The sequence below is a fragment of the Pseudomonas sp. TH31 genome, assembly GCF_016650815.1.
Taxonomy (GTDB): domain Bacteria; phylum Pseudomonadota; class Gammaproteobacteria; order Pseudomonadales; family Pseudomonadaceae; genus Aquipseudomonas.
The window spans coordinates 74581-95642 of sequence record NZ_JAEKEZ010000029.1; the positions used below are offsets into that span (position 1 = coordinate 74581).

15 protein-coding genes, 4 tRNA genes and 2 pseudogenes are annotated in these 21062 nt (G+C 58.9%); 8 read left to right on the top strand and 13 right to left on the bottom strand.

Going from position 1 to position 21062, the window contains the following annotated elements:
- Window positions 1-66: 66 nt before the first annotated feature.
- A pseudogene (locus JFV26_RS19680) lies at window positions 67-1028 on the bottom strand (zinc-binding dehydrogenase).
- 139 nt (window positions 1029-1167) lie between these two features.
- On the opposite strand from JFV26_RS19680, the gene JFV26_RS19685 reads away from it, so the two are divergent.
- The 3 genes from JFV26_RS19685 (at window position 1168) to JFV26_RS19695 (ending at window position 7204) form a co-directional block, all read left to right on the top strand.
- Window positions 1168-3249, top strand: coding sequence for a carboxy terminal-processing peptidase (locus JFV26_RS19685; RefSeq protein WP_201194826.1), 2082 nt, complete (start codon window positions 1168-1170; stop codon window positions 3247-3249).
- A gap of 131 nt (window positions 3250-3380) precedes the next feature.
- Entirely contained in the window at window positions 3381-5171 is a 1791-nt protein-coding gene (locus JFV26_RS19690; protein ID WP_201194828.1) for a bifunctional diguanylate cyclase/phosphodiesterase, read from the top strand.
- A 680-nt stretch (window positions 5172-5851) separates the two neighbouring features.
- Window positions 5852-7204, top strand: coding sequence for an OprD family outer membrane porin (locus JFV26_RS19695; RefSeq protein WP_201194830.1), 1353 nt, complete (start codon window positions 5852-5854; stop codon window positions 7202-7204).
- A gap of 85 nt (window positions 7205-7289) precedes the next feature.
- Here JFV26_RS19695 and JFV26_RS19700 read toward each other — a convergent pair whose 3' ends face one another.
- The 6 genes from JFV26_RS19700 to JFV26_RS19725 all read right to left on the bottom strand — a co-directional run bounded on the left by JFV26_RS19700 (window position 7290) and on the right by JFV26_RS19725 (window position 11085).
- Complete coding sequence (locus JFV26_RS19700; protein ID WP_201194832.1) at window positions 7290-8324, bottom strand: alpha/beta hydrolase family protein; 1035 nt, start codon at window positions 8322-8324, stop codon at window positions 7290-7292.
- A 64-nt stretch (window positions 8325-8388) separates the two neighbouring features.
- Window positions 8389-8796, bottom strand: coding sequence for a sel1 repeat family protein (locus JFV26_RS19705; RefSeq protein ID WP_201194834.1), 408 nt, complete (start codon window positions 8794-8796; stop codon window positions 8389-8391).
- Window positions 8797-9168, bottom strand: a complete 372-nt coding sequence (locus JFV26_RS19710; protein WP_003223109.1) for a hypothetical protein — start codon at window positions 9166-9168, stop codon at window positions 8797-8799.
- The gene (locus JFV26_RS19715; RefSeq protein WP_201194836.1) at window positions 9165-9506 is read right to left on the bottom strand and encodes a helix-turn-helix domain-containing protein; all 342 of its coding nucleotides are present in this window, start codon (window positions 9504-9506) and stop codon (window positions 9165-9167) included. The genes JFV26_RS19710 and JFV26_RS19715 overlap by 4 nt, the downstream gene beginning before the upstream one ends.
- Before the next feature lie 113 nt (window positions 9507-9619).
- Complete coding sequence (locus JFV26_RS19720) at window positions 9620-10075, bottom strand: YkvA family protein (RefSeq protein WP_201194838.1); 456 nt, start codon at window positions 10073-10075, stop codon at window positions 9620-9622.
- Window positions 10076-10371: 296 nt separating this feature from the next.
- Window positions 10372-11085, bottom strand: coding sequence for an FKBP-type peptidyl-prolyl cis-trans isomerase (locus JFV26_RS19725; protein ID WP_201194840.1), 714 nt, complete (start codon window positions 11083-11085; stop codon window positions 10372-10374).
- A 271-nt stretch (window positions 11086-11356) separates the two neighbouring features.
- Here JFV26_RS19725 and JFV26_RS19730 point away from each other — a divergent pair, with 271 nt between their 5' ends.
- Together JFV26_RS19730 and JFV26_RS19735 are read left to right on the top strand one after the other, a co-directional pair.
- Window positions 11357-13165, top strand: coding sequence for a di-heme-cytochrome C peroxidase (locus tag JFV26_RS19730; protein ID WP_201194842.1), 1809 nt, complete (start codon window positions 11357-11359; stop codon window positions 13163-13165).
- A gap of 28 nt (window positions 13166-13193) precedes the next feature.
- A pseudogene (locus tag JFV26_RS19735) lies at window positions 13194-14329 on the top strand (catalase family protein).
- 277 nt (window positions 14330-14606) lie between these two features.
- Here the strand turns inward: JFV26_RS19735 and JFV26_RS19740 are convergent.
- From JFV26_RS19740 to JFV26_RS19755, 4 genes are all read right to left on the bottom strand, one after another.
- Window positions 14607-14683 (bottom strand) — tRNA-Asp (locus JFV26_RS19740).
- Between the two features lie 18 nt (window positions 14684-14701).
- Window positions 14702-14777 (bottom strand) — tRNA-Val (locus tag JFV26_RS19745).
- A 187-nt stretch (window positions 14778-14964) separates the two neighbouring features.
- Window positions 14965-15041: transfer RNA gene (locus JFV26_RS19750), tRNA-Asp, on the bottom strand.
- A gap of 18 nt (window positions 15042-15059) precedes the next feature.
- Window positions 15060-15135, bottom strand: a tRNA-Val gene (locus JFV26_RS19755).
- A 159-nt stretch (window positions 15136-15294) separates the two neighbouring features.
- Here JFV26_RS19755 and rdgC point away from each other — a divergent pair.
- The 3 genes from rdgC to sugE all read left to right on the top strand — a co-directional run bounded on the left by rdgC (window position 15295) and on the right by sugE (window position 17779).
- The gene (gene rdgC, locus JFV26_RS19760; protein ID WP_123510650.1) at window positions 15295-16215 is read left to right on the top strand and encodes a recombination-associated protein RdgC; all 921 of its coding nucleotides are present in this window, start codon (window positions 15295-15297) and stop codon (window positions 16213-16215) included.
- Between the two features lie 164 nt (window positions 16216-16379).
- Window positions 16380-17345 carry a bile acid:sodium symporter family protein gene (locus tag JFV26_RS19765; protein WP_201194844.1) on the top strand — a complete coding sequence of 322 codons (966 nt, stop codon included), beginning with the start codon at window positions 16380-16382 and terminating at the stop codon, window positions 17343-17345.
- Between the two features lie 119 nt (window positions 17346-17464).
- On the top strand, window positions 17465-17779 hold the full coding sequence (sugE, locus tag JFV26_RS19770) for a quaternary ammonium compound efflux SMR transporter SugE (protein WP_027922462.1): 315 nt from the start codon (window positions 17465-17467) through the stop codon (window positions 17777-17779).
- Between the two features lie 126 nt (window positions 17780-17905).
- Here sugE and JFV26_RS19775 read toward each other — a convergent pair whose 3' ends face one another.
- Window positions 17906-19780, bottom strand: coding sequence for an MFS transporter (locus JFV26_RS19775; RefSeq protein ID WP_201194846.1), 1875 nt, complete (start codon window positions 19778-19780; stop codon window positions 17906-17908).
- A gap of 97 nt (window positions 19781-19877) precedes the next feature.
- Entirely contained in the window at window positions 19878-21029 is a 1152-nt protein-coding gene (locus tag JFV26_RS19780) for a TDT family transporter (protein WP_201194848.1), read from the bottom strand.
- Window positions 21030-21062: the final 33 nt, after the last annotated feature.

A 21062-nucleotide genomic window follows, 5' to 3' on the forward strand; every position in this document is an offset into this window, starting at 1 on the left:
CAGGGTGTACACCATCCCAATGCAGGAGTTGCCGAAGGCTGCGATCTTTTCAAAGCAAACCCGATTTCAGGTCAGGCTTTCGTCGATCAACAGCACCAACTTGCCCGACACCTTATTACTCGCCAACTGCGCAAATGCCGCTTCGGCATCCTTGATCGGGAAGGCCTTGGCCAGCTGCGGGCTCAACCGCCCTTCAGCAAACAGCGGCCACACGTGCTGGCTCAGATCACTGAACAAATCCGCCTTGAACTGGTCATCACGGCTGCGCAACGTCGACCCCAACAACTGCACGCGTTTGCCTAACACCTGCGCCAGATCCAGTTTCGCCTCGCGCCCCCCATCAAACCGATCAGCACCCATCGACCATCGAGCGCCGTCAGCTTGAGATTCAGCGCCGCATAATTGCCGCCCACCGGATCCAGGATCACATCGAACGGCCCCAGATCATTCAGGCTGTCCAGATCCCCGGTGCGCACAACGCCACCCTGCGCCCCCAGCGCTTCGCAATAAGCCAAACGCTCGTTAGAACCGACGCTAACCCAGCACGGGTTGCCAAAGGCCTTGCACAACTGAATGGCAGCTGAACCAATTCCACTTGCTCCGGCGTGCAGCAGCACTTTCTCACCCGGCTTGAGCCCGGCAAGATGAAACAAATTTAACCAAACGGTGGCGTACACCTCTGGCAGCGCCGCGGCCTCAGCCAACGACAAACCTTCGGGCACCGGCAGCACATGCCGTCCGTCGACTACCACCTCTTCGGCCATCCCACCCCCGGCCAGCAAGGCGCAGACCCGGTCTCCCACCTGCCAGGACGAGCCCGCACCGACCTCGCTGATCACCCCGGAACACTCAAGACCGAGCACCTGGCTGGCGCCAGGCGGTGGCGGATAAAGGCCAGCTTTTTGTAATAAATCGGCGCGATTGAGACCCGCTGCCGCCACCCGAATACGAACTTGTCCTACATCACAGCCAGGACTCGGCTCTTCAAGCCACTCCACTCGACCTTCAACGCCTTGCAATGCTTTCACAGTGCCTCCATAGTGAGTCTGGACTGAGCCCGTTGCTGTAGCGCCGGGCTTTCTTGCATTATGCGACCGGCTCTTCACGGACCGGCGACTTCAAAGACGGCCTAATATGCGTGATCAATTGTCCCCGCGTCGAATCAGCATGAAGCATCTGTTCCCCAGCACCGCCCTCGCTCTATTTATTGGTATCGGCCTTTTGCCGATGTCGAGCAATACGTTTGCAGCCAATAGCTGGGACAACCTTCAGCCTGATCGTGACGAAGTAATCGCCAGTCTGAACGTCGTCGAGTTGCTCAAGCGCAATCACTACAGCAAGCCGCCGCTCGACGATGCGCGCTCGGTGATCATCTACGACAGCTACCTCAAGCTGCTGGATCCGTCGCGCAGCTACTTCATGGCCAGCGACATTGCCGAATTCGACAAGTGGAAAACCCAGTTTGACGACTTCCTCAAAAGCGGCGACCTGAACGCCGGATTCACCATCTACAAGCGCTACCTGGACCGGGTCAAATCGCGTCTGGACTTCGCCCTTGCAGAGCTGAACAAAGGCGTCGACAAGATCGACTTCACTACCAAGGAAACCTTGCTGATTGATCGCAAGGATGCCCCTTGGCTCAAGTCCACCGCAGAGCTGGATGACCTGTGGCGCAAACGCGTCAAGGATGAAGTCCTGCGGATGAAGATCGCCGGCAAGGATTCCAAGCAAATCCAGGAAACCCTGACCAAGCGCTACAAGAACCAACTATCGCGCCTGGACCAGACCCGCCCGGAAGACATCTTCCAGGCGTACATCAACACTTTCGCCATGTCCTACGACCCGCACACCAACTATCTGTCGCCGGATAACGCGGAGAACTTCGACATCAACATGAGCCTGTCCCTCGAGGGCATCGGTGCCGTGTTGCAGAGTGATAACGACCAGGTGAAAGTCGTGCGCCTGGTGCCAGCAGGCCCGGCGGACAAGACCAAGCAGGTCGCACCGGCCGACAAGATCATCGGTGTGGCCCAGGCCAACAAAGAGATGGTCGACGTGGTCGGCTGGCGCCTGGACGAAGTGGTCAAGCTGATCCGCGGGCCAAAAGGCACCGTGGTGCGCCTGGAAGTGATTCCGGCCAGCAATGCACCGAACGACCAGACCAGCAAGATCGTTTCGATCACTCGCGAAGCCGTGAAGCTTGAAGATCAGGCCGTTAAAAAATCGATCCTCAACCTGAAACAGGACGGCAAGGACTACAAGCTCGGCGTCATCGAGATTCCCGCCTTCTACCTGGACTTCAAGGCGTTCCGCGCTGGCGATCCGGACTACAAGAGCACCACTCGCGACGTCAAGAAACTGCTGACCGAGTTGCAGAAAGAAAAAGTTGACGGCGTGGTCATTGACCTTCGCAACAACGGCGGCGGCTCCTTGCAGGAAGCCACCGAGCTGACCAGCCTGTTCATCGACAAGGGCCCGACCGTACTCGTGCGTAACGCCGAGGGCCGGGTCGATGTGCTGGAAGATGAGAACCCGGGTGCGTTCTACAAAGGCCCGATGGCATTGCTGGTCAACCGCCTGTCGGCCTCGGCTTCGGAGATTTTCGCCGGCGCCATGCAGGACTACCACCGCGCGTTGATCATCGGTGGCCAGACCTTCGGCAAAGGCACCGTGCAGACCATTCAGCCGCTGAACCATGGCGAACTGAAACTGACCCTGGCCAAGTTCTACCGGGTTTCCGGCCAGAGCACCCAGCATCAGGGCGTACTGCCGGATGTCGATTTCCCGTCGATCATCGACACCAAGGAAATCGGCGAAAGCGCGCTGCCGGAAGCCATGCCGTGGGACACCATCAAGGCTGCCATCAAGCCTGCGGTCGACCCGTTCAAGCCTTACATTGCCGAGCTTAAATCCGAGCACGACGTACGTTCGGCAAAAGACGCGGAGTTCGTGTTTATCCGCGACAAGCTGGCCCTGGCCCAGAAACTGATGGAAGAAAAAACCGTCAGCCTCAACGAAGCCGATCGTCGTGCGCAACACGTCGACATCGAAGCCAAACAGCTGGTCATGGAGAATATCCGTCGCAAGGCCAAGGGCGAAGAACCGCTCAAAGAGCTGAAGAAAGAAGACGAAGATGCCATCGCGGCCGAGCCGGACAAGATCAAACCGGAAGACGATGCCTACCTGAGCGAAACCGGGCGAGTGCTTCTGGATTACTTGAAACTGAGCAACCAGGTGGCCAAGCACTAAGATGATGGCAATTTAATGCTGACGCTCCCCGGAGCGTCATCAAACAGTCATCACTCTGTCGTGAAATACAGGACTGGGCGCCCTCTTTAACCAAGAGCGCGCCCAGTCCTTTTTTATCGCCAGAGAACGCCATGACCACGACCGAACAGCTGAGTGCCTTGAGTTCAATTCTGGCTCAAAGCGGTTTGCACAGTCTGTTCCAGCCGATCATCTCCCTCTCCGAACGACGCATCGTCGGCTATGAAGCCCTTAGCCGCGGCCCCTCCAACAGTCCGCTGCACTCCCCCATCGCACTGTTTGCCGTGGCCCGTCAGGGCGGGCGACTCAATGAACTGGAAATTGCTTGCCGGGAAAGCGCTTGTCGGCGATTCAACGAGCAGCAACTGCCGGGCAAACTGTTTCTCAACGTCTCCCCCGAGTCCCTGCTCGAAGCCGCTCACCAACCCGGTCGTACCCTGCAACTGCTGCAGGATTTCGGTATACCGCCGAGTCAGGTGGTAATTGAACTTACCGAACAGACCCCGACCGATGATTTCCAACTGCTGCAAACCGCCTTGCACCACTACCGGGCGATGGGGTTTTCCATCGCGCTGGATGATCTCGGCGCCGGGTATTCAAGTCTGCGTTTGTGGTCGGAACTGCGGCCAGACTACGTAAAGATCGATCGGCACTTCATCGACGGCATCCACCAGGACGCGCTCAAGCGTGAGTTTGTCGGCTCGATTCTGCAAATCGCCAAGGCCTCCCGCGCACAAGTGATCGCCGAAGGTATCGAGCTGCCGGAAGAACTCGCGGTGCTGACCGAAATGGGTGTGGACCTGGTGCAGGGCTATCTGCTTTGCCGCCCGCAGGAACATCCGCCACGGGACGCCCGCACACTAATGCCCAAGCATGACGGCACGACCGTGGCGCTGAACGACGAAGGCAGCGACCTCAGCGCCCTGCTCAACGACCAACCGGCCGTGGCCCGCGACACACCGACGGCGACGGTGCTGGAAGCCTTCCGCCGCCAAGCCAACCTGAACTCCCTGGCGGTGCTCGACGAACAAGGCCAGCCGTGCGGTATCGTCCACCGGCATTCGCTCTCGGACGCGCTGCTCAAGCCCTTTGCCACCGACCTGTTCGCCCGCAAACCGATCAGCCGCTTGATGAACGACGACTTCCTCGCGGTCGAGATGAGCCAGTCGCTGCAACAGGTCAGCCGCCTGATCACCAGCCGCGCCCGGCAGCGCATCGAAGAAGACTTCATCATCACCCTCAACGGCGGTTATCTGGGATTGGGCAGGGTTATCGACGTGCTCAAGCTGATTACCGAACTGAAAATCCAGCAAGCCCGCTACGCCAACCCACTGACCCTGCTGCCCGGCAACGTGCCGATCCAGCAATGCCTGACACGGCTGCTGCAACAGGCGCGGGAATCTGTGATCTGCTACGTGGACATCGACAGCTTCAAACCCTTCAACGACATCTACGGCTACGGCCGCGGGGATGAAGTCCTGCTGTGTTTGGCGCAATGCCTGAACGACCGCGTCGACCCGTCCCGCGACTTCGTGGGACATATCGGCGGCGACGATTTCTTGATGGTGCTGGGCCCGGAAGACTGGCGCAAACGCCTGAACCAACTGCTTGACGACTTCCAAAGCCAATGCCGACGCTTCTACCGCAGCGAACATCTGGAGGCTGGCTGCTTCATCGCCCCCAACCGGCAAGGCGTGCGACAGGAGTTTGCGCTGCTGTCGCTGTCCATCGGCGTCGTGCATTTGCACCCCGAAGCCTGCGCCGGGCTTGATGCAAGCCTGCTGGCGGAGATGGCATCACAAGCCAAGCACCACGCGAAGAATGTGCCGGGGTATAGCGTGCATGTGATTGATAGCCTGGCAGTGCCGGGGCGAGAGGATGAGTTGCTGATGGGGCAGCGGTGATTGGACGGGCGCCTTCGCGGGCAAGCCTTGCTCCTACAGGGTTTTATGTCGCCCGTGTTTTTTGCGAACGACACAAAACCCTGTAGGAGCAAGGCTTGCCCGCGAAGGCGCCAGATCAGACACCTAAAATCTGAATAGCTGCTGGCTACGCCCGCAACCGTCGCCCAATCACATCCAGCACGTCACAGCCATCGCGCAGTGCAATGGCAGCAAATGTGGTGAAAGGTATCTCTGCAACGTGTTTTGATTTTTCCATTAGCCGGCTAGCCGCTTTCGCCTCTGGACTCAATCGGTCGATGCAACAGATTGGCTAAATCGTTCAGCGGGCGTTTCATGGCTTAGTGTTTTTCGAGGGCGCAGGACGCGAGCTGGAAGCAAGGCTCGCAGGTTTGCGTGTCCAGCGCTTTGCCCAGGTACATGCCGCCCAAAGCACTGTCAAATGACGGTCCTGTCACTTCGTTTTTTCCATAGCGCCTTTTTTATCAGCAGGTCAATGCGACCTAGATCTCAAGATCGCGTAACCGAACTGTCATCTGTGAGGCCCCTAATACGTTTCAAGATATTGCAGCGACTCTAATGCTTGGCATCAGCGCTGCAAAACTGCCGATGCGTGGGTAACGGATTGCCGTGGATGAACCAGTCCGTCGGCAGGGTGAATTACCCTGTGAACGAGATCCATGATGATCAAGAAACTAGCCGCATCCCTCGTTGGCGCTTTGCTGGGGGGCGCGATGCTGCCTGCCCATGCGGACTTCATCGACGACAGCCATGCCGACTTGACCCTGCTCAACCGCTACCTCAATCAACAAGGCCGTGACGTGGTGGGCAGCACCGCCAAGGCCAAGAGTTACCGTGACTGGGGACAGGGTTTCCAGTTCAATTTCCGCTCCGGTTATACCGACGGTCCTGTGGGTTTCGGCCTCGACCTTGAGGCGTTTTACGGCCTCAAGCTCGACTCTGGTGGTGACCTGAATAACCAGGATCACCAGAGTCGTTATCCCGGCAGCATGTTCCCGCTGGATGACGGAAAATCCGCCAACGACTTTAGTGTCTTGAGCCCGACCTTCAAGATGCGCTTCCTCAAGGATGAGTTGCGCGTTGGTATGCTCAACCAAAATAACCCGATGCTGGCCAACACCGATGGGCGTCTGTACCACCAGACCAACACCGGTGTGCAACTGGTGTCGAAAGACCTGTCCGATTTCACCTTCACGGGTGGCGACATTGTCCGGACGAAAATTCGCAATGAAAGCAACGACAGTGACATGACCACTGGTGGCGGTGCGAAACTCAGCGACCGCTTCTTCTATGGCGGTGCTGACTATACAGGCCTGGCCGACACCACCTTAAGCCTGTGGTACTCCAATCTTCAGGACTACTACCAACAAGCCTTCATCGGCGCCAAGCACACCACCGCGCTGCCGGTCGGCAGCCTCCTCAGTGATTTTCGCGCCTACCGCAGCCTGGGCGTAGGCGGCAACGCGGATGGCGACAGCGATTTTGCCACAGCAGGTTCTTACGCTGGCGGCCTGACCAAGGGACGTATTAACCAATCCACTATCAGCCTGATGGAAAGCTACAGCCTGGCGGGCCACACCATTGGCCTGGGGGCCCAGAAAAACACCGGCGACAGTGACTTTCCCTACCTGGACTCCGGGCTGAACAGTGGCGATGCCCGACAAGGCCCTGGCTCCGGCGCTGATACACCGGCACTGACCAACCTGCAACTGAATAAATTCCAGCATGCTGGCGAAGAAACCTGGATGGCTCAATACAAATACGACTTCGGTCAGTTGGGCATCAAAGGCCTTGGCTTTATGGCCGCCTACGCGCACGGCGATAAGATCAAGGTGGCTAAAGGCGGCGACAGCGAATGGGAGCGCGACTTGGCGCTGAGCTACCAGGTGCCTGATGGCAAGTTGAAGGGACTGGGGGTGACCTGGAAAAACGCGCAGGCCAACCCGAGCCTGACGGGCCAGACCAAGCAGGATGAAAACCGGTTCTACGTGAGTTATGTCGTACCGCTTTGGTAAGCACTGATAGTGCAAAAAAGCCCGCAAATGCGGGCTTTTTTATATTGTTATCCCCAGACAGCAAAGGGGGACAGATTTATTTTGTTCAACGTGCCCCCGCCAAAAACTCCGCAATCAACGAAGTAACCTGCTGCTGAATCGCCTCACGCGGCCTCGCATCCTCCCCATCCCCGCAAATAATCCCATCACCCGGCACTGCTTCTTCAAGCAACGCCACCGCCCCAGGTTTGCACACCGACATAAAGCTGAAGTGGCTGGCGTCGTTAATCTCGACATAGCGCGTCGACACTTGGGGCAGGCGTTTGGCCAAGTCGGCGGATTCCAACTGAGCGGGAAGCTCTTCAGACGGCGAGCCCGCGGAGATCACCAGCGTCGGCACCGGCAGCGCCGCAAGGCTTTCATCGGTCATCCCGCGTGACAGGCCCAGGTCCAGTGAAACAACGGCGGTGACACGCTTATCGCTCAAATCGGCGGCCAGCCTGGCCTTCGATGCCGGGGTGCTTGCGGGGTTCATCTGTTGGTAAACGGTGCAACTGGTCAGCTTCGGGTGGGCGGTGCAGTCCAGGGCAAAGCGATCGGGGTCGAAACGTGCACCGGCGATTTCCATGACAGTCCAGCCGCCGAGTGAATGGCCCACGGCTGCAATTCGATGCTTCGCGACAACGCCAAATTGTTCTGGTTGGGCCATGACCGCATCGATGGTCCGGCTGAGGTCGGCGGGGCGCTGCCATAACTGTGCTGCGGCTTGAGGACTACGGTCTCGGCTGGTGGTGCCGGGGTGGTTGACCGCCGCCACGATGTAACCCTTGCGGGCCAGTGCGCTGGCCAGCCATGTCTGGTTGATCCAATTGCCCCCAAGACCGTGGGAGAGCACCACCAATGGATGCTCGCCGGCAGCCGGTGGGGCGTTGCGCACGGCAAGGGCACCGACAAGCACTGGATTGTCGCCGATCAATTGCGCGGTGGCGGTGGTTGTACCGGGGTACCAGACGACCATTTCCAGCGGACGGTCGTTTTGCGCGGCGGGCAACGCAGAGGCCTGGAAGCCGATAGGGTTATCGTCAGCGAATGCGCTTGTGGTCAGGCAGATCAGAAACAGGGCGCCGAAAGCTGTTTTCAATGTTTTATCTTCCTTGATTGGATTCAACTTATTAACACCTGACATCCGCTGTCAGGTGCATCAATTACTGCGCAGTATCGCCACTCACCAACCCTTTCAGCTTGATCTCAGCCAACGGATGCCCAGCCTGCACCGCAATGCGCCAAAACCGCGCGGCCTCCACCGGATCCGGCGCTTTGCTCGGCGTCCCCGCCAAACTGATCACGCCCACCTGATACGCCGCTTTGCCATCCCCCGCCAACGCCGCCAGACGCAGCAATCGCACGCCTTCCTCACGAGCACCAAGACCGACGCCGCGAAAGGTCAGGATGTGGCCATAGAAGCTTTGCGCGCCGACATTGCCGAGGTTGGCCATGCGGGCGAATTGGCCCTCGAGCCATTTCCAGCCTCGGGGTTGACGCACAAACCACGACCAATGAAACAACCTGCGGGCCAACCAGTAGGAGGCCCGCGCCTTAAGGCGTAAAAACACTCAGGCCTCCGCGGATTCTGGGTACTCGTATTCGAACACACGCACCACTTCCGACGCATGCCAGGACGCGGCGGCGACGCCGTCGGACGGCCCGGAGAAACGCCCCAGGCGCTCAACGCATTCGAAGAAGCCAGTGCGCGGCAGGCGGCTGGCGCCCTGGCTGATCACCAGCGAACTGCGCAGTGGTTGCTCTGCCTTGGCGTCCAGTGCGGCGAGGTGTTCAAGGGCGGCGGTCAGGGTTTGCATCGCCGGCGTCGGCAATTGCAATCGCTCGAGCAACGCTCGGTAGGTCAGCAGATGGCGCTGGCGACGCGCCTGATCCAGTTCACCCAGCAACCCGTCCCAATGTTGACGACTGATGCGTACGCTCACGATTCGTCCCTCCACCCTGGCACCGTCAATTCCCAGGCCAGGCTGCGGCGAATCGCAGCGTCGGGTTGACGCTCGCCACTTTCGATCAAGGCCAGATAAGACGGGCTGATGCCTACCGTGCGGGCGAGCGCCTCAATGGCGATGCCCTTCCCTTCGCGCAAACTGCGGAGTTGATCCAGACCCGGAAGGATCTGCCCTGCAACCACCGCCGGACGCTCTACGGCGGCCCTTGGCGGTTGTTGCTCGATGCCTGCTGCTTTCAGTAAAGCCTGGTACTGAGCCCACGGTAGAACCGCATATTCGGGCTCGCCTTCGCGTGTGATTATCTGAATATCCATGACTTCCCCGTAGGACAACGACACTTAGCGAGTCGGCACTTTTCCCTTGAAGTGTAATCCTAACAGCGGCCAAGGTCGCGGGGGCATGAAACTATGGATGAAACTGAAACACCTCAGTCATCTTTGGGACCCTGAAGCTGAAGTTGCTCCGGGGTATCGGGCAGTCGCTCGACCGCCGCCAGCTTCTGCGGCAGCTGACGATTGCGCCAGGCACGGAAGGCATTGAGTTCGTCGTCGAGGGTTTTCATGACCCAGGCGAGCACGGCGATATCGTCGAGCATGCCGAAAACCGGGATGAAATCCGGAATCGCGTCCAAAGGACTGAGGAAGTACATCAGGCCAGCCACGACGATCAGAATCGACTTGCGGCTGATGGCCCGGTACTCGCCACGCCAGTAGGCCAGGCACAAGGCCTGCAGCAGGCGCAGGTCATCCTTGAGCTTACCCAGGCGGCCGCCCTCACTCGCGCTTTTGCTGGCCACGGCAAACAACAGGGTCGGCAATCGACCTTTAGCCAACAAGCGACCGGCCAGTGGCAGGAATCGAGCGAAATTCCAGGGTGCTTTCATCTTTTCCTCCCGCTGAAATGTTATCCACACAAATTGTGGATAACCTTGTGAACAGAGCTGCATTTCACGGCTGGAAGCCCCGTTTTATAAGGGCTGAACTCAGATCGGGCGTTTTTTACTCACATAAAAAAACCCAAGATTTCATTGACTTGGCTGTGCAGTACGTCTAGCGCAGGCATCTTCACTGGCTAAGACTCCAGCCTACAGCATCCGTTCGCTTTGTTTGTACTTTGCCAAACCCCGGATACAACAACGCCCCACATAATGCGGGGCGTTGTTTTTGCATCAGACGACGATTACTTCGCGGCGTCTTGTTTCGCTGGATCTTTGATCGCCAACAGCTCCAGGTCGAACACCAGCACCGAGTTGGCCGGGATTGCCGGGCTTGGGCTTTGCGCGCCGTAAGCCAGGTCGCTAGGGATGTACAGCTTGTACTTCTCGCCAACGTGCATCAATTGCAGGCCTTCAACCCAACCAGGGATCACACCGCTGACAGGCAGATCGATCGGGCTACCGCGATCAACCGAACTGTCAAAGGTAGTGCCGTTGGTCAGCTTGCCGGTGTAGTGAACAGTCACCACATCGGTCGGTTTAGGCTGAGGACCATCAGCTTTCTTCACGACTTCATACTGCAGACCGGAAGCAGTGGTCACTACACCCGCTTTCTTGGCGTTTTCCTCGAGGAATTTCTTGCCGGCGGCTGCCGACTCTTCGCTCATCTTCGCCATGCGCTCTTCAGCACGCTTCTGCAGTGCTGCGAAGGCTTCGACCAGTTCGTCGTCCTTCAGCTTCTGTTCTTTCTTGCCGACGGCATCTTCGATGCCTTGGGCTACGGCCTTGGAATCGAGATCATCCATGCCTTCCTGAGCCAGGCTCTTGCCCATGTTCAGGCCAATCCCGTAGGAAGCTTTTTGCGCCGGGGTTTTCAGCTCTACGCTGGTCTGCGAGTCACAACCCGCAAGTACCAGGCTTACCAGGGCCACCGCCGCCGCCAACCGATGCTGTTTCATGCTATTTCCTTGTTCATGCGCCTAAAGGGCAATCGAATAAAGCCGCGAGCTTATCAGGCGGCCACGACCAATGGCTACCGGCATGAGAGCAGGAAACTTCTGATAAGTTCAGGTCTTTTAAAGCATTTCGGGAATGGGCTGGATGAAGTTTCTGTCATCTTGCCCCTACAAAGGCCGATGCCGGATCCTACAACACTTGGCGTAATGGCCACTTGCCGCCACCGCGGAAGCTGAGGCATAAAGGAGATACAAATCGACAAGGACGTTTATCTTGCACCTCTTACTCCGTCTGCTGGGTCTGATCGCCGTACTGCTGGGGTTAGGCCTGGCCGTGGCTCTGTACTACATCGCCAACCCTAAACTGCCCGTTTATACCCCCGCGCAACAGGTGCATTACCTGGAGCAGTGGAGCGCCGCCGACCGTCAGACTTACTACTTCACTCCTCAAGGCACCCAGGTCAAAGGCTTGCGCTATGACTGGTTCACGGCGCTGGAACTGCCCTTTTCCCAAGAGCGCTTCGCCGCCCCCGAATACATGGCGCGCTTCGGTTTTCTGATCGATCCCGCGCAGAACGCCACCGCGAATAACCCCGGCAACTTGCCCGTAGGTTTCGCCCGGCATCAAAACCCCGGCAGCCAGGATCAATTCCTCGACATCACGTGCGCCGCCTGCCACACCGGCGAACTGCGTTTTAACGGCCAGGCCGTGCGTATCGATGGCGGCTCGGCACAGCATGTTCTGCCTTCAAGCGTACCGACCTTGCGCGGCGGCAGTTTTGGCCAGGCACTGGTGGCCAGTCTTGCCTCGACTTACTACAACCCTTGGAAGTTCGAACGTTTCGCACGCAACCTATTAGGTTCGGACTACGACGCCCGGCATCAAACCCTGCGCGAGGACTTCAAAAGCTCGCTTGATACCTTCCTGAAAGTCGCCTGGAATGACACTCACCGCGGGCTCTATCCGACCGAAGAAGGCCCCGGCCGTACCGACGCGTTCGGCCGCATCGCCAATGCCAGCTTCGCAGATGCGATTTCGCCGGACAACTATCGCGTAGCCAACGCCCCTGTGGACTATCCACAACTATGGGACATGTGGACCTTCGACTGGGTGCAGTGGACCGGTTCGGCGCAGCAACCGATGGCGCGCAATATCGGCGAAGCGCTGGGTGTTGGCGCCACGCTGAATTTCTTCGACGCCAACGGCCAGCCGCTCAAAGGTGATGCGCGCTATCCCTCCAGTGTCCGGGTTCGCGACTTGCGCCTGATCGAAGAAACCCTGAAACGCCTGAAGCCGCCCGCCTGGCCGGAAGAACTGCTGGGCAGTGTCGACAAAACCCTGGCCACCAAAGGTCGTGCACTGTTCGCCGAGAACTGCGCCAGTTGCCACGTGCCGCGGGTGAAACAGGTCGATGGACGCGCGGTACAACAACTCAACCTGCTGCCGGTCGCCGCCATCGGAACCGACCCCACCGCCGCCAACAACATTGCCGACCACCGTTTCGATCTAACGGCCCTGCAATGGGACCCGGCGGAACTGGCGAAACTCGACGTTCAGTTGCACCCCAAACCCACCGAGCCGCTGGACCTGAGCAAGCTCTCGGTGGCCAAGGGGCTCGCGTACGTCACCGCGTTCGTTGAGCACCATGCTTACCGCTCGGCCAACGTCACGCCGGCCGAGCGCCCAGACATGGATGGTTTTGGCCTGCCGATCGGTGTCCAGGAATTGCGTGCCTACAAGGCCCGGCCACTGGCCGGCGTGTGGGCCACGGCGCCCTTCCTGCACAACGGCTCGGTGCCGAGTATTTATCAATTGCTCTCGCCCCAGGACGAACGCCCGACCACGTTCTATAAAGGCACCTTCGAGTACGACCCCAAACACCTGGGCTATCGCACCGAAGCCTTTGGCAACGGCTTTGTATTCGACACTCGCATCACCGGCAATCACAACAGCGGACATGAATTTCGCGCCGGCGAGCGCGGCAATGGCGTCATCGGGCGTCTGCTGCAGCCGGAGGAACGCTGGGCGCTGCTCGAATACCTGAAAGTGCTGGGCGGCCCACTGGAGGCGCAGTTGCCATGACCGCCTCCTCAGTCAAAAGGACTTACCCATGCTGATCACTCTCTGGCTGCGCCTCGGCGCGTTCCTCGCCAAGACCCTGCTCTGGTTGCTCGGCCTGGGGTTGCTGGGCTGGGCGCTGGCCATCGCGTGGTTTGCCTGGCAGCACAGCGGCCCGGTTTCCGCGCAGGAGTTGATCCCGGACGGTGAATCCGCAATGACCCAGGACATCATCCAGACTGCCGTGCGCATCGTCGACCAGCACCGTGAAAGCACTCGCTACCTGCGCGACGCCCACGCCAAGGCCCATGGCTGCGTGAAGGCCGAGGTTCAGGTATTGCCGGATCTGGCGGTAGAACTGCGTCAAGGAGTGTTCAGCGAACCCGGCAAAACCTGGCAAGCGAGCATTCGACTGTCCAACGGCAACGCCTACCCGCAGTTCGACAGCATTCGCGACGCCCGAGGCATGGCCATCAAATTGCTCGATGTGTCCGGCAAACAATTACTGGCCAACCAATCGGCTCGCAATGAGCAGGATTTCGTGATGTTCAGCCATCCGAACTTCTTCGTCAGCGATGTCGCCGAGTATCGTCAGAATGTGGCTGCCCAAGCTGACGGCAAAAAGGTCATGGCGTTCTTCCCGGCTGGGACCCGCGCAGTTGGCAGGTTCGTCATCTGTTTATCGCGCTGGCGACACTCTCCCCGGCCCCCGAAAGCCCGACCCGGACGACCTACTTTTCGGTTTCACCCTACAAATTTGGCGACACCAATGCCAAATTTCGCGTCATGCCAGACCCCGAGAACTGCCCAGCCTACGTGCTGCCCAAGCAAAATCAGAATCTGCCGAACTTCCTGCGTAATGCGCTGAACCAGCAACTGTCGACGGACCGGGTACCGGCGTGTTTTGTCTTGCAGATCCAGCGCCAGGATGCCAACAAATACATGCCGATCGAAGACACCAGCGTTGAATGGCGCGAAAGCGATACACCCTTTGAAACCGTGGCGCGGATCAACGTCCCCGCCCAGGATTTCGACACCCCGGCGCTGAATCTGCAATGCGACAATCAGTCGTTCAATCCGTGGTTTGGTTTGGAGGCGCACCGTCCGATTGGCGGGATCAATCGCCTGCGCAAAGCGGTGTATGAAGCGGTCAGCGACTATCGGCACAGCCGTAACGCCGAACAGTAGTAGACAGAACGCGCGCTCTGTAGCAGCGCGAAGCCTGCGTTCGGTTCGGGCCGCGTTCGGACGCAGCAGTCGTGAAATCAGGCACCGCGCTGTGTCAGGCAGAACTCGCACTCAGGTTTTACGACTGCTGCGTCCGAACGCGGCCCGAACCGAACGCAGGCTTCGCCAGCTGCTACAGGTCACCGTACAGCTTGCCAAACTCCAGACGACAAAAAGCCCGCATTAAGCGGGCTTTCTGTGTGGTGACCTGGCGTTCAGCATTCCAGGTTACCGAATATGGCGCAGCGGACGGGACTCGAACCCGCGACCCCCGGCGTGACAGGCCGGTATTCTAACCGACTGAACTACCGCTGCGCGTAGCATTGAAAGTAATGGTGGGTGATGACGGGATCGAACCGCCGACATTCTGCTTGTAAGGCAGACGCTCTCCCAGCTGAGCTAATCACCCAGCACCTTCGTTACGGGGCGCATTATGCCACAGATTTTCGTAAAGGATTGATTTAATTGAATATTTTTTCAAATAAATCCGAAAACCGATGAAATGACACATCCCGCAGGAACAATAGACAGAAAAAACCCGCGTTAGCGGGCTTTTCCGTGGTGACCTGGCGTTCAGCATTCCAGATTACCGAATATGGCGCAGCGGACGGGACTCGAACCCGCGACCCCCGGCGTGACAGGCCGGTATTCTAACCGACTGAACTACCGCTGCGCGTAACACTTGAACGAATGGTGGGTGATGACGGGATCGAACCGCCGACATTCTGCTTGTAAGGCAGACGCTCTCCCAGCTGAGCTAATCACCCTTCGCTTCGGTGTGGCGCGCATTCTACGGAGCGACCCAACCTCTGGCAAGCACTTTTTAAAATAATTTTCCGAGGCCTTCCAAAGGCTTAGAGAAGGGTTGGCCTATGGCGCCGTGAAGAGAATAATGCCCCCCTTTGTATAAAGGAGAGACTCGCCCCATGTGGTTCAAAAACCTGCTTATCTATCGCCTGACCCAAGATCTGCCTTTTGATGCCGAGGCGTTGGAAACTGCACTGGCGACCAAACTGGCGCGTCCATGTGCAAGCCAGGAGTTGACCACCTACGGTTTCGTCGCGCCGTTCGGCAAGGGCGAAGATGCACCGCTGGCGCACGTCAGCGGCGACTTCCTGCTGATCGCCGCCCGTAAAGAAGAACGCATTCTGCCGGGCAGCGTCGTGCGTGACGCGGTGAAGGAAAAGGTCGAAGAGATCGAAGCCACCCAAATGCGCAAGGTCTATAAGAAGGAACGCGATCAAATCAAGGATGAAATCATCCTGGCGTTCCTGCCTCGTGCCTTTATTCGTCGTTCGTCGACCTTCGCCGCCATCGCGCCGAAACAAGGCCTGATCCTGGTCAACTCGGCCAGCCCGAAACGCGCCGAAGACCTGCTATCGACCCTGCGTGAAGTGATCGGCTCGCTGCCGGTACGTCCGCTGACCGTGAAAATGGCGCCGACCGCGACCATGACCGACTGGGTCAAAACCCAGAAAGCTGCGGACGACTTCTTTGTACTGGACGAGTGCGAACTGCGCGACACCCACGAAGACGGCGGCATCGTGCGTTGCAAGCGTCAGGACCTGACCAGCGACGAAATCCAGCTGCACCTGAGCACCGGCAAAGTGGTCACTCAGCTGTCGTTGGCCTGGCAGGACAAGTTGTCGTTCATGCTCGACGACAAGATGACCGTCAAGCGCCTGAAGTTCGAAGACTTGCTGCAGGATCAGGCGGAGCAGGACGGCGGCGACGAAGCCCTGGGCCAACTGGACGCCAGCTTCACCCTGATGATGCTGACCTTCGGCGACTTCCTGCCGGCACTGGTTGAAGCGTTGGGTGGTGAAGAGACTCCACAAGGGATCTAACAACAACCGGTTCCCGCTGAGGAAACCGGATCAACTGTGGGAGCGGGCTTGCTCGCGAAAGCGTCATAACATTCAACATCAATGTTGACTGTCAGTCCGTCTTCGCGAGCAAGCCCGCTCCCACAGTGGTTTTTGTGGTGCTACTTAATAATAAGGATCAGGCCATGCGCGCCCTCGCCGCTTTAAGCCGCTTTGTCGGCAACACCTTCGCTTACTGGGTGCTGGTTTTCGCCGTTCTGGCGTTCCTGCAACCCACCTGGTTCATTGGCCTGAAAGGCGCCATCGTGCCATTGCTGGGGCTGGTGATGTTCGGCATGGGCCTGACCCTCAAACTCGAAGACTTCGCCGAAGTCGCTCGCCATCCGTGGCGCGTGGCGCTGGGCGTGGTCGCACATTTCGTGATCATGCCCGGTATGGCGTGGTTGCTTTGCCAGGCGTTTCACCTGCCACCGGAAATCGCCGTCGGCGTGATCCTGGTCGGCTGCTGCCCGAGTGGCACCTCGTCCAACGTGATGACCTGGCTGGCTCGCGGGGATTTGGCGCTGTCGGTGGCCATAGCCGCCGTCACCACCCTCCTCGCCCCGCTGCTGACCCCGGCGCTGATCTGGCTGCTGGCTTCGGCGTGGTTACCGGTCTCGTTCATGGAGTTGTTCTGGTCGATCCTGCAGGTCGTACTGCTGCCGATCGTGCTTGGCGTGGTTGCGCAACGGGTACTCGGCAACAAGGTTCGCCACGCAGTGGAAGTGTTGCCGCTGGTGTCGGTGGTGAGCATCGTGATCATCGTCGCCGCGGTGGTCGCAGCCAGTCAGGCGAAGATCGCCGAATCCGGCTTGCTGATCATGGCCGTGGTGATGCTGCACAACAGCTTCGGCTACTTGCTGGGTTACTTCACCGGGCGCCTGTTCAAGCTGCCGCTGCCCCAGCGCAAGTCTCTGGCGCTGGAAGTCGGCATGCAGAATTCCGGCTTGGGGGCCGCGCTGGCCAGTGCGCATTTCTCGCCGCTGGCAGCGGTGCCAAGTGCGTTGTTCAGTGTGTGGCACAACATTTCCGGGGCGCTGCTCTCGACCTACTTCCGCCGGATGAGCGAGAAAGAAGATCGGGAAGAAGCCGCTCGGCAGGCGACTGAATAAGCGTAAAACTTGATCCCCGGGTTAACGCCGGGCACTCTATTGCGCAACGCGGGGACGACCTCGCGGCTCGATCGAGTCATTAATCTGGGGACGACCCCGTCAATCGATGGAGGTCTTTCATGTCCTGGATCATTCTGTTTTTCGCCGGTCTATTCGAAGTCGGCTGGGCCGTCGGCCTGAAATACACTGACGGTTTCAGCCGTCCGCTCCCCACTGCATTGACCGTCGCCGCCATGGCTATCAGCCTTGGTTTACTGGGCCTTGCCATGAAGGAATTGCCGCTGGGCACGGCCTATGCGATCTGGACCGGCGTGGGAGCCGTGGGCACGGTGATCGCCGGGATCATTCTGTTTGGAGAATCCATGGCGTTGTTTAGATTGGCCAGTGTGGCGTTGATCATTGCCGGGTTGGTTGGGCTCAAAGTTAGCGCTTAGGCGACTACCGCCTTCGCGAGCAAGCCCGCTCCCACAGTGGATTGATGGTGTGCCTACTATTTGCGGCACGCCACATACCCAATGTGGGAGCGGGCTTGCTCGCGAAGAGGCCCGCAATCACAACAACTATCTAACAGTGCCGCGCAACTCCCCGACCATCGCCTGCAGCTTCGCCGGCTCTGCCACTTCAACCGCCACCGCCGGCCCCGCCACCAACGTCACCCGCGACCACAACCGGCGAAACAGCCCTTTGCCCGGATCACGGCTGAAGAAACTCCCCCACAACCCTTGCAACGCCAGCGGAATCACCGGCACCGGTGTCTCTTCGAGAATCCGCGTCAGCCCACCCTTGAACTCATTGATCTCACCGTCAGCGGTCAGTTTTCCTTCGGGGAAGATGCATACCAACTCACCGTCCTTCAGATACTGGGCAATCCGCTTGAAGGCTTTTTCGTAAATCTGAATGTCTTCCTGACGCCCGGCGATAGGAATTGTCCCGGCGGTGCGGAAGATAAAGTTCAGTACCGGCAGGTTGTAGATTTTGTAGTACATCACAAAGCGAATCGGCCGACGCACCGCGCCGCCAATCAGCAAGGCATCGACGAACGACACATGGTTGCACACCAGCAACGCCGCGCCTTCATCGGGAATCAGGTCCAGGTTGCGGTGCTCCACGCGGTACATGGAATGGCTGAGGAGCCAGATCATGAAACGCATGCTGAACTCGGGAACGATGCTGAAGATGTAGGCGTTGACGCCGATGTTCAGCAGCGACACCACCAGGAACAGCTCCGGGATCGACAGTTTCACCACGCTCAACAGCACGATCGAGACAATCGCCGAGACCACCATAAACAGCGCGTTGAGAATGTTGTTGGCGGCAATCACCCGTGCCCGCTCGTTCTCGGCGGTGCGCGACTGAATCAGCGCATACAGCGGCACGATATAGAAACCACCGAAAACCCCAAGCCCGAGGATGTCGATCAACACCAGCCAGGTATGCCCAAAACCCAGCACCTCGATCCAGCCATGGCCGGTGACGCTGTCCGGAATCCCACCGGAGTGCCACCACAGCAACAAGCCAAAGACCGTCAGACCAAACGAGCCGAACGGCACCAGACCGATCTCGACTTTGCGCCCGGAGAGTTTCTCGCAGAGCATCGAACCGAGGGCGATACCGACCGAGAACACGGTCAGGATCAGCGTCACCACGGTCTCGTCGCCGTGCATCCATTCCTTGGCGTAGGCCGGGATCTGCGTCAGGTAAATCGCCCCGACAAACCAGAACCACGAATTGCCGACAATCGAGCGCGACACAGCCGGGGTTTGCCCCAGGCCCAGTTTCAAGGTTGCCCAGGACTGGGTGAAAATGTTCCAGTTCAGGCGCATCTCCGGCGACGCGGCTGCGGCGCGAGGAATGCTGCGACTGGCCAGGTAGCCGAGCACCGCGACACCGATGATCGCCGTGGAGACGAGGGGCGCGTAGTGACCGGACGACATCATGATCCCGGCGCCAATGGTCCCGGCGAGGATCGCCAAAAAGGTGCCCATCTCCACCAGGCCGTTGCCTCCGACCAATTCGTCCTCGTGCAAGGCCTGGGGCAGGATCGAATACTTCACCGGCCCGAATAGTGCCGAGTGAGTGCCCATGGCGAACAACGCCACCAGCATCAGCGACAGGTGATCGAACAGGAAACCGACCGCGCCCACCGACATGATGGCGATTTCGCCAAGCTTGATCAGACGGATCAGCGCGTCCTTGGCGAATTTCTCCCCGAACTGCCCGGCAAGCGCCGAGAACAGGAAAAACGGCAGGATGAACAACAGTGCGCACAAGTTGACCCAGATCGAGCGGTCACCGTCGATGGTCAATTTGTACAAAATGGCGAGGATCAACGACTGCTTGAAGATGTTGTCGTTGAAGGCCCCGAGGGACTGTGTCACGAAAAACGGCAGAAAACGCCGGGTGCGAAGCAAGGTGAACTGTGAGGGGTGACTCATCTTCCGTGTGTCCCTGATTGGCGTTGAGAGTGGCTTGGATACTGTTATTGGAATGTCGAACGTCGATCCAGGCCACACATTACCTAATCTTTGCGGGTTATTTCTTTAATCCTGCAATACATGGCGAGACAAACAGCTCGCCGCGCCAGGCGCCTTGCACTGTCCGTTTGCCAACGATCAGCCACATCACAGTCAACAACGCCACCAACACGCCGCCAAACACACTGAAAAACATCAGGTTCAAGGTGCTGGCCAGCTTCAGCGTAGCCAGGGAGTAAACACCCAGCGGGAAGGTAAAGCCCCACCAGCCAAGGTTGAACGGAATGCCGGCCCGCAGGTAACGCACGGTGATCAGCACCGCGATCAGCATCCACCAGAGCCCGAAACCCCACAGCGTAATCCCGGCCACCAGCCCTAGCCCCGCGGCGATTTCACCGATGCCCGGCAAGCCGTTGGCGGCGAAGATCGCTGGTGCATCGGCGCCCAGCAGCAACATGCCCAGCGCCCCGGTACCAATCGGCCCAAGCGCCAACCAACTCGATGCGGCCATGTTCTCGTGAGGCAATTTATGCAGCGCCATGCGCAGCAACAGGATGGTCAGAATGCTGAACGCCACCGGCAGGGAAAATGCCCACAGCACGTAGCTGGTGACCAGCACCACCAGTTGTGAATGGGCCTCGGCCAGGTGCGGCGCCAACAGACCACCGCTGGCGGCCGCCACTTCTGCGGCCACCACCGGCAACAGCCAGACGGCGGTCATCTGGTCAATGCTGTGTTCCTGGCGGGTAAACATCATGTACGGGATCAACACGCCGCAGGCCAGAGACATCGCCACATCCAGCCACCACAGCACTTCGGCGATATGAATCACCCCGTCGCCCCAGCGCGGCAGACCAAACAGCAAAAAGCCGTTGATGATGGTCGCCAGCCCCATGGGAATGGTGCCGAAAAACATCGACACCGTGGAGTGACCGAAAATCCGCCGCGCCTCATCGAAGAACAACACCCAGCGAGCGGCGTACAACCCGGTGAACACTACAAACAGAAAGATGTTGAACAGCCACAGGGCTTCGGCAACCGCGTGCACACCGGGAATCGCGACGGGCAATTGCGCCAGCGCCAGGGCGAGCACACCGGTGCCCATGGTGGCGGCGAACCAGTTCGGGGTGAACTGGCGAATCGCTTCCAAGGGGCGCGGGAGCTGACTGAAAGGTTTAAAACCGGGCTTGGCAGTGTTGGGGCATGTCATGGCGAACTCCTGTCCTCTGGTGAGGTGGAGCTC

Bases quoted from the DNA above. Each gene is read 5' to 3' on its own strand.
- sugE (WP_027922462.1), top strand. From the start codon at position 17,465: ATGTCCTGGATCATTCTGTTTTTCGCCGGTCTATTCGAAGTCGGCTGG.
- JFV26_RS19715 (WP_201194836.1), bottom strand. From the start codon at position 9,506: ATGGATATTCAGATAATCACACGCGAAGGCGAGCCCGAATATGCGGTT.
- rdgC (WP_123510650.1), top strand. From the start codon at position 15,295: ATGTGGTTCAAAAACCTGCTTATCTATCGCCTGACCCAAGATCTGCCT.
- JFV26_RS19775 (WP_201194846.1), bottom strand. From the start codon at position 19,780: ATGAGTCACCCCTCACAGTTCACCTTGCTTCGCACCCGGCGTTTTCTG.
- JFV26_RS19725 (WP_201194840.1), bottom strand. From the start codon at position 11,085: ATGAAACAGCATCGGTTGGCGGCGGCGGTGGCCCTGGTAAGCCTGGTA.
- JFV26_RS19720 (WP_201194838.1), bottom strand. From the start codon at position 10,075: ATGAAAGCACCCTGGAATTTCGCTCGATTCCTGCCACTGGCCGGTCGC.
- JFV26_RS19685 (WP_201194826.1), top strand. From the start codon at position 1,168: ATGAAGCATCTGTTCCCCAGCACCGCCCTCGCTCTATTTATTGGTATC.
- JFV26_RS19695 (WP_201194830.1), top strand. From the start codon at position 5,852: ATGATCAAGAAACTAGCCGCATCCCTCGTTGGCGCTTTGCTGGGGGGC.
- JFV26_RS19780 (WP_201194848.1), bottom strand. From the start codon at position 21,029: ATGACATGCCCCAACACTGCCAAGCCCGGTTTTAAACCTTTCAGTCAG.
- JFV26_RS19690 (WP_201194828.1), top strand. From the start codon at position 3,381: ATGACCACGACCGAACAGCTGAGTGCCTTGAGTTCAATTCTGGCTCAA.
- JFV26_RS19765 (WP_201194844.1), top strand. From the start codon at position 16,380: ATGCGCGCCCTCGCCGCTTTAAGCCGCTTTGTCGGCAACACCTTCGCT.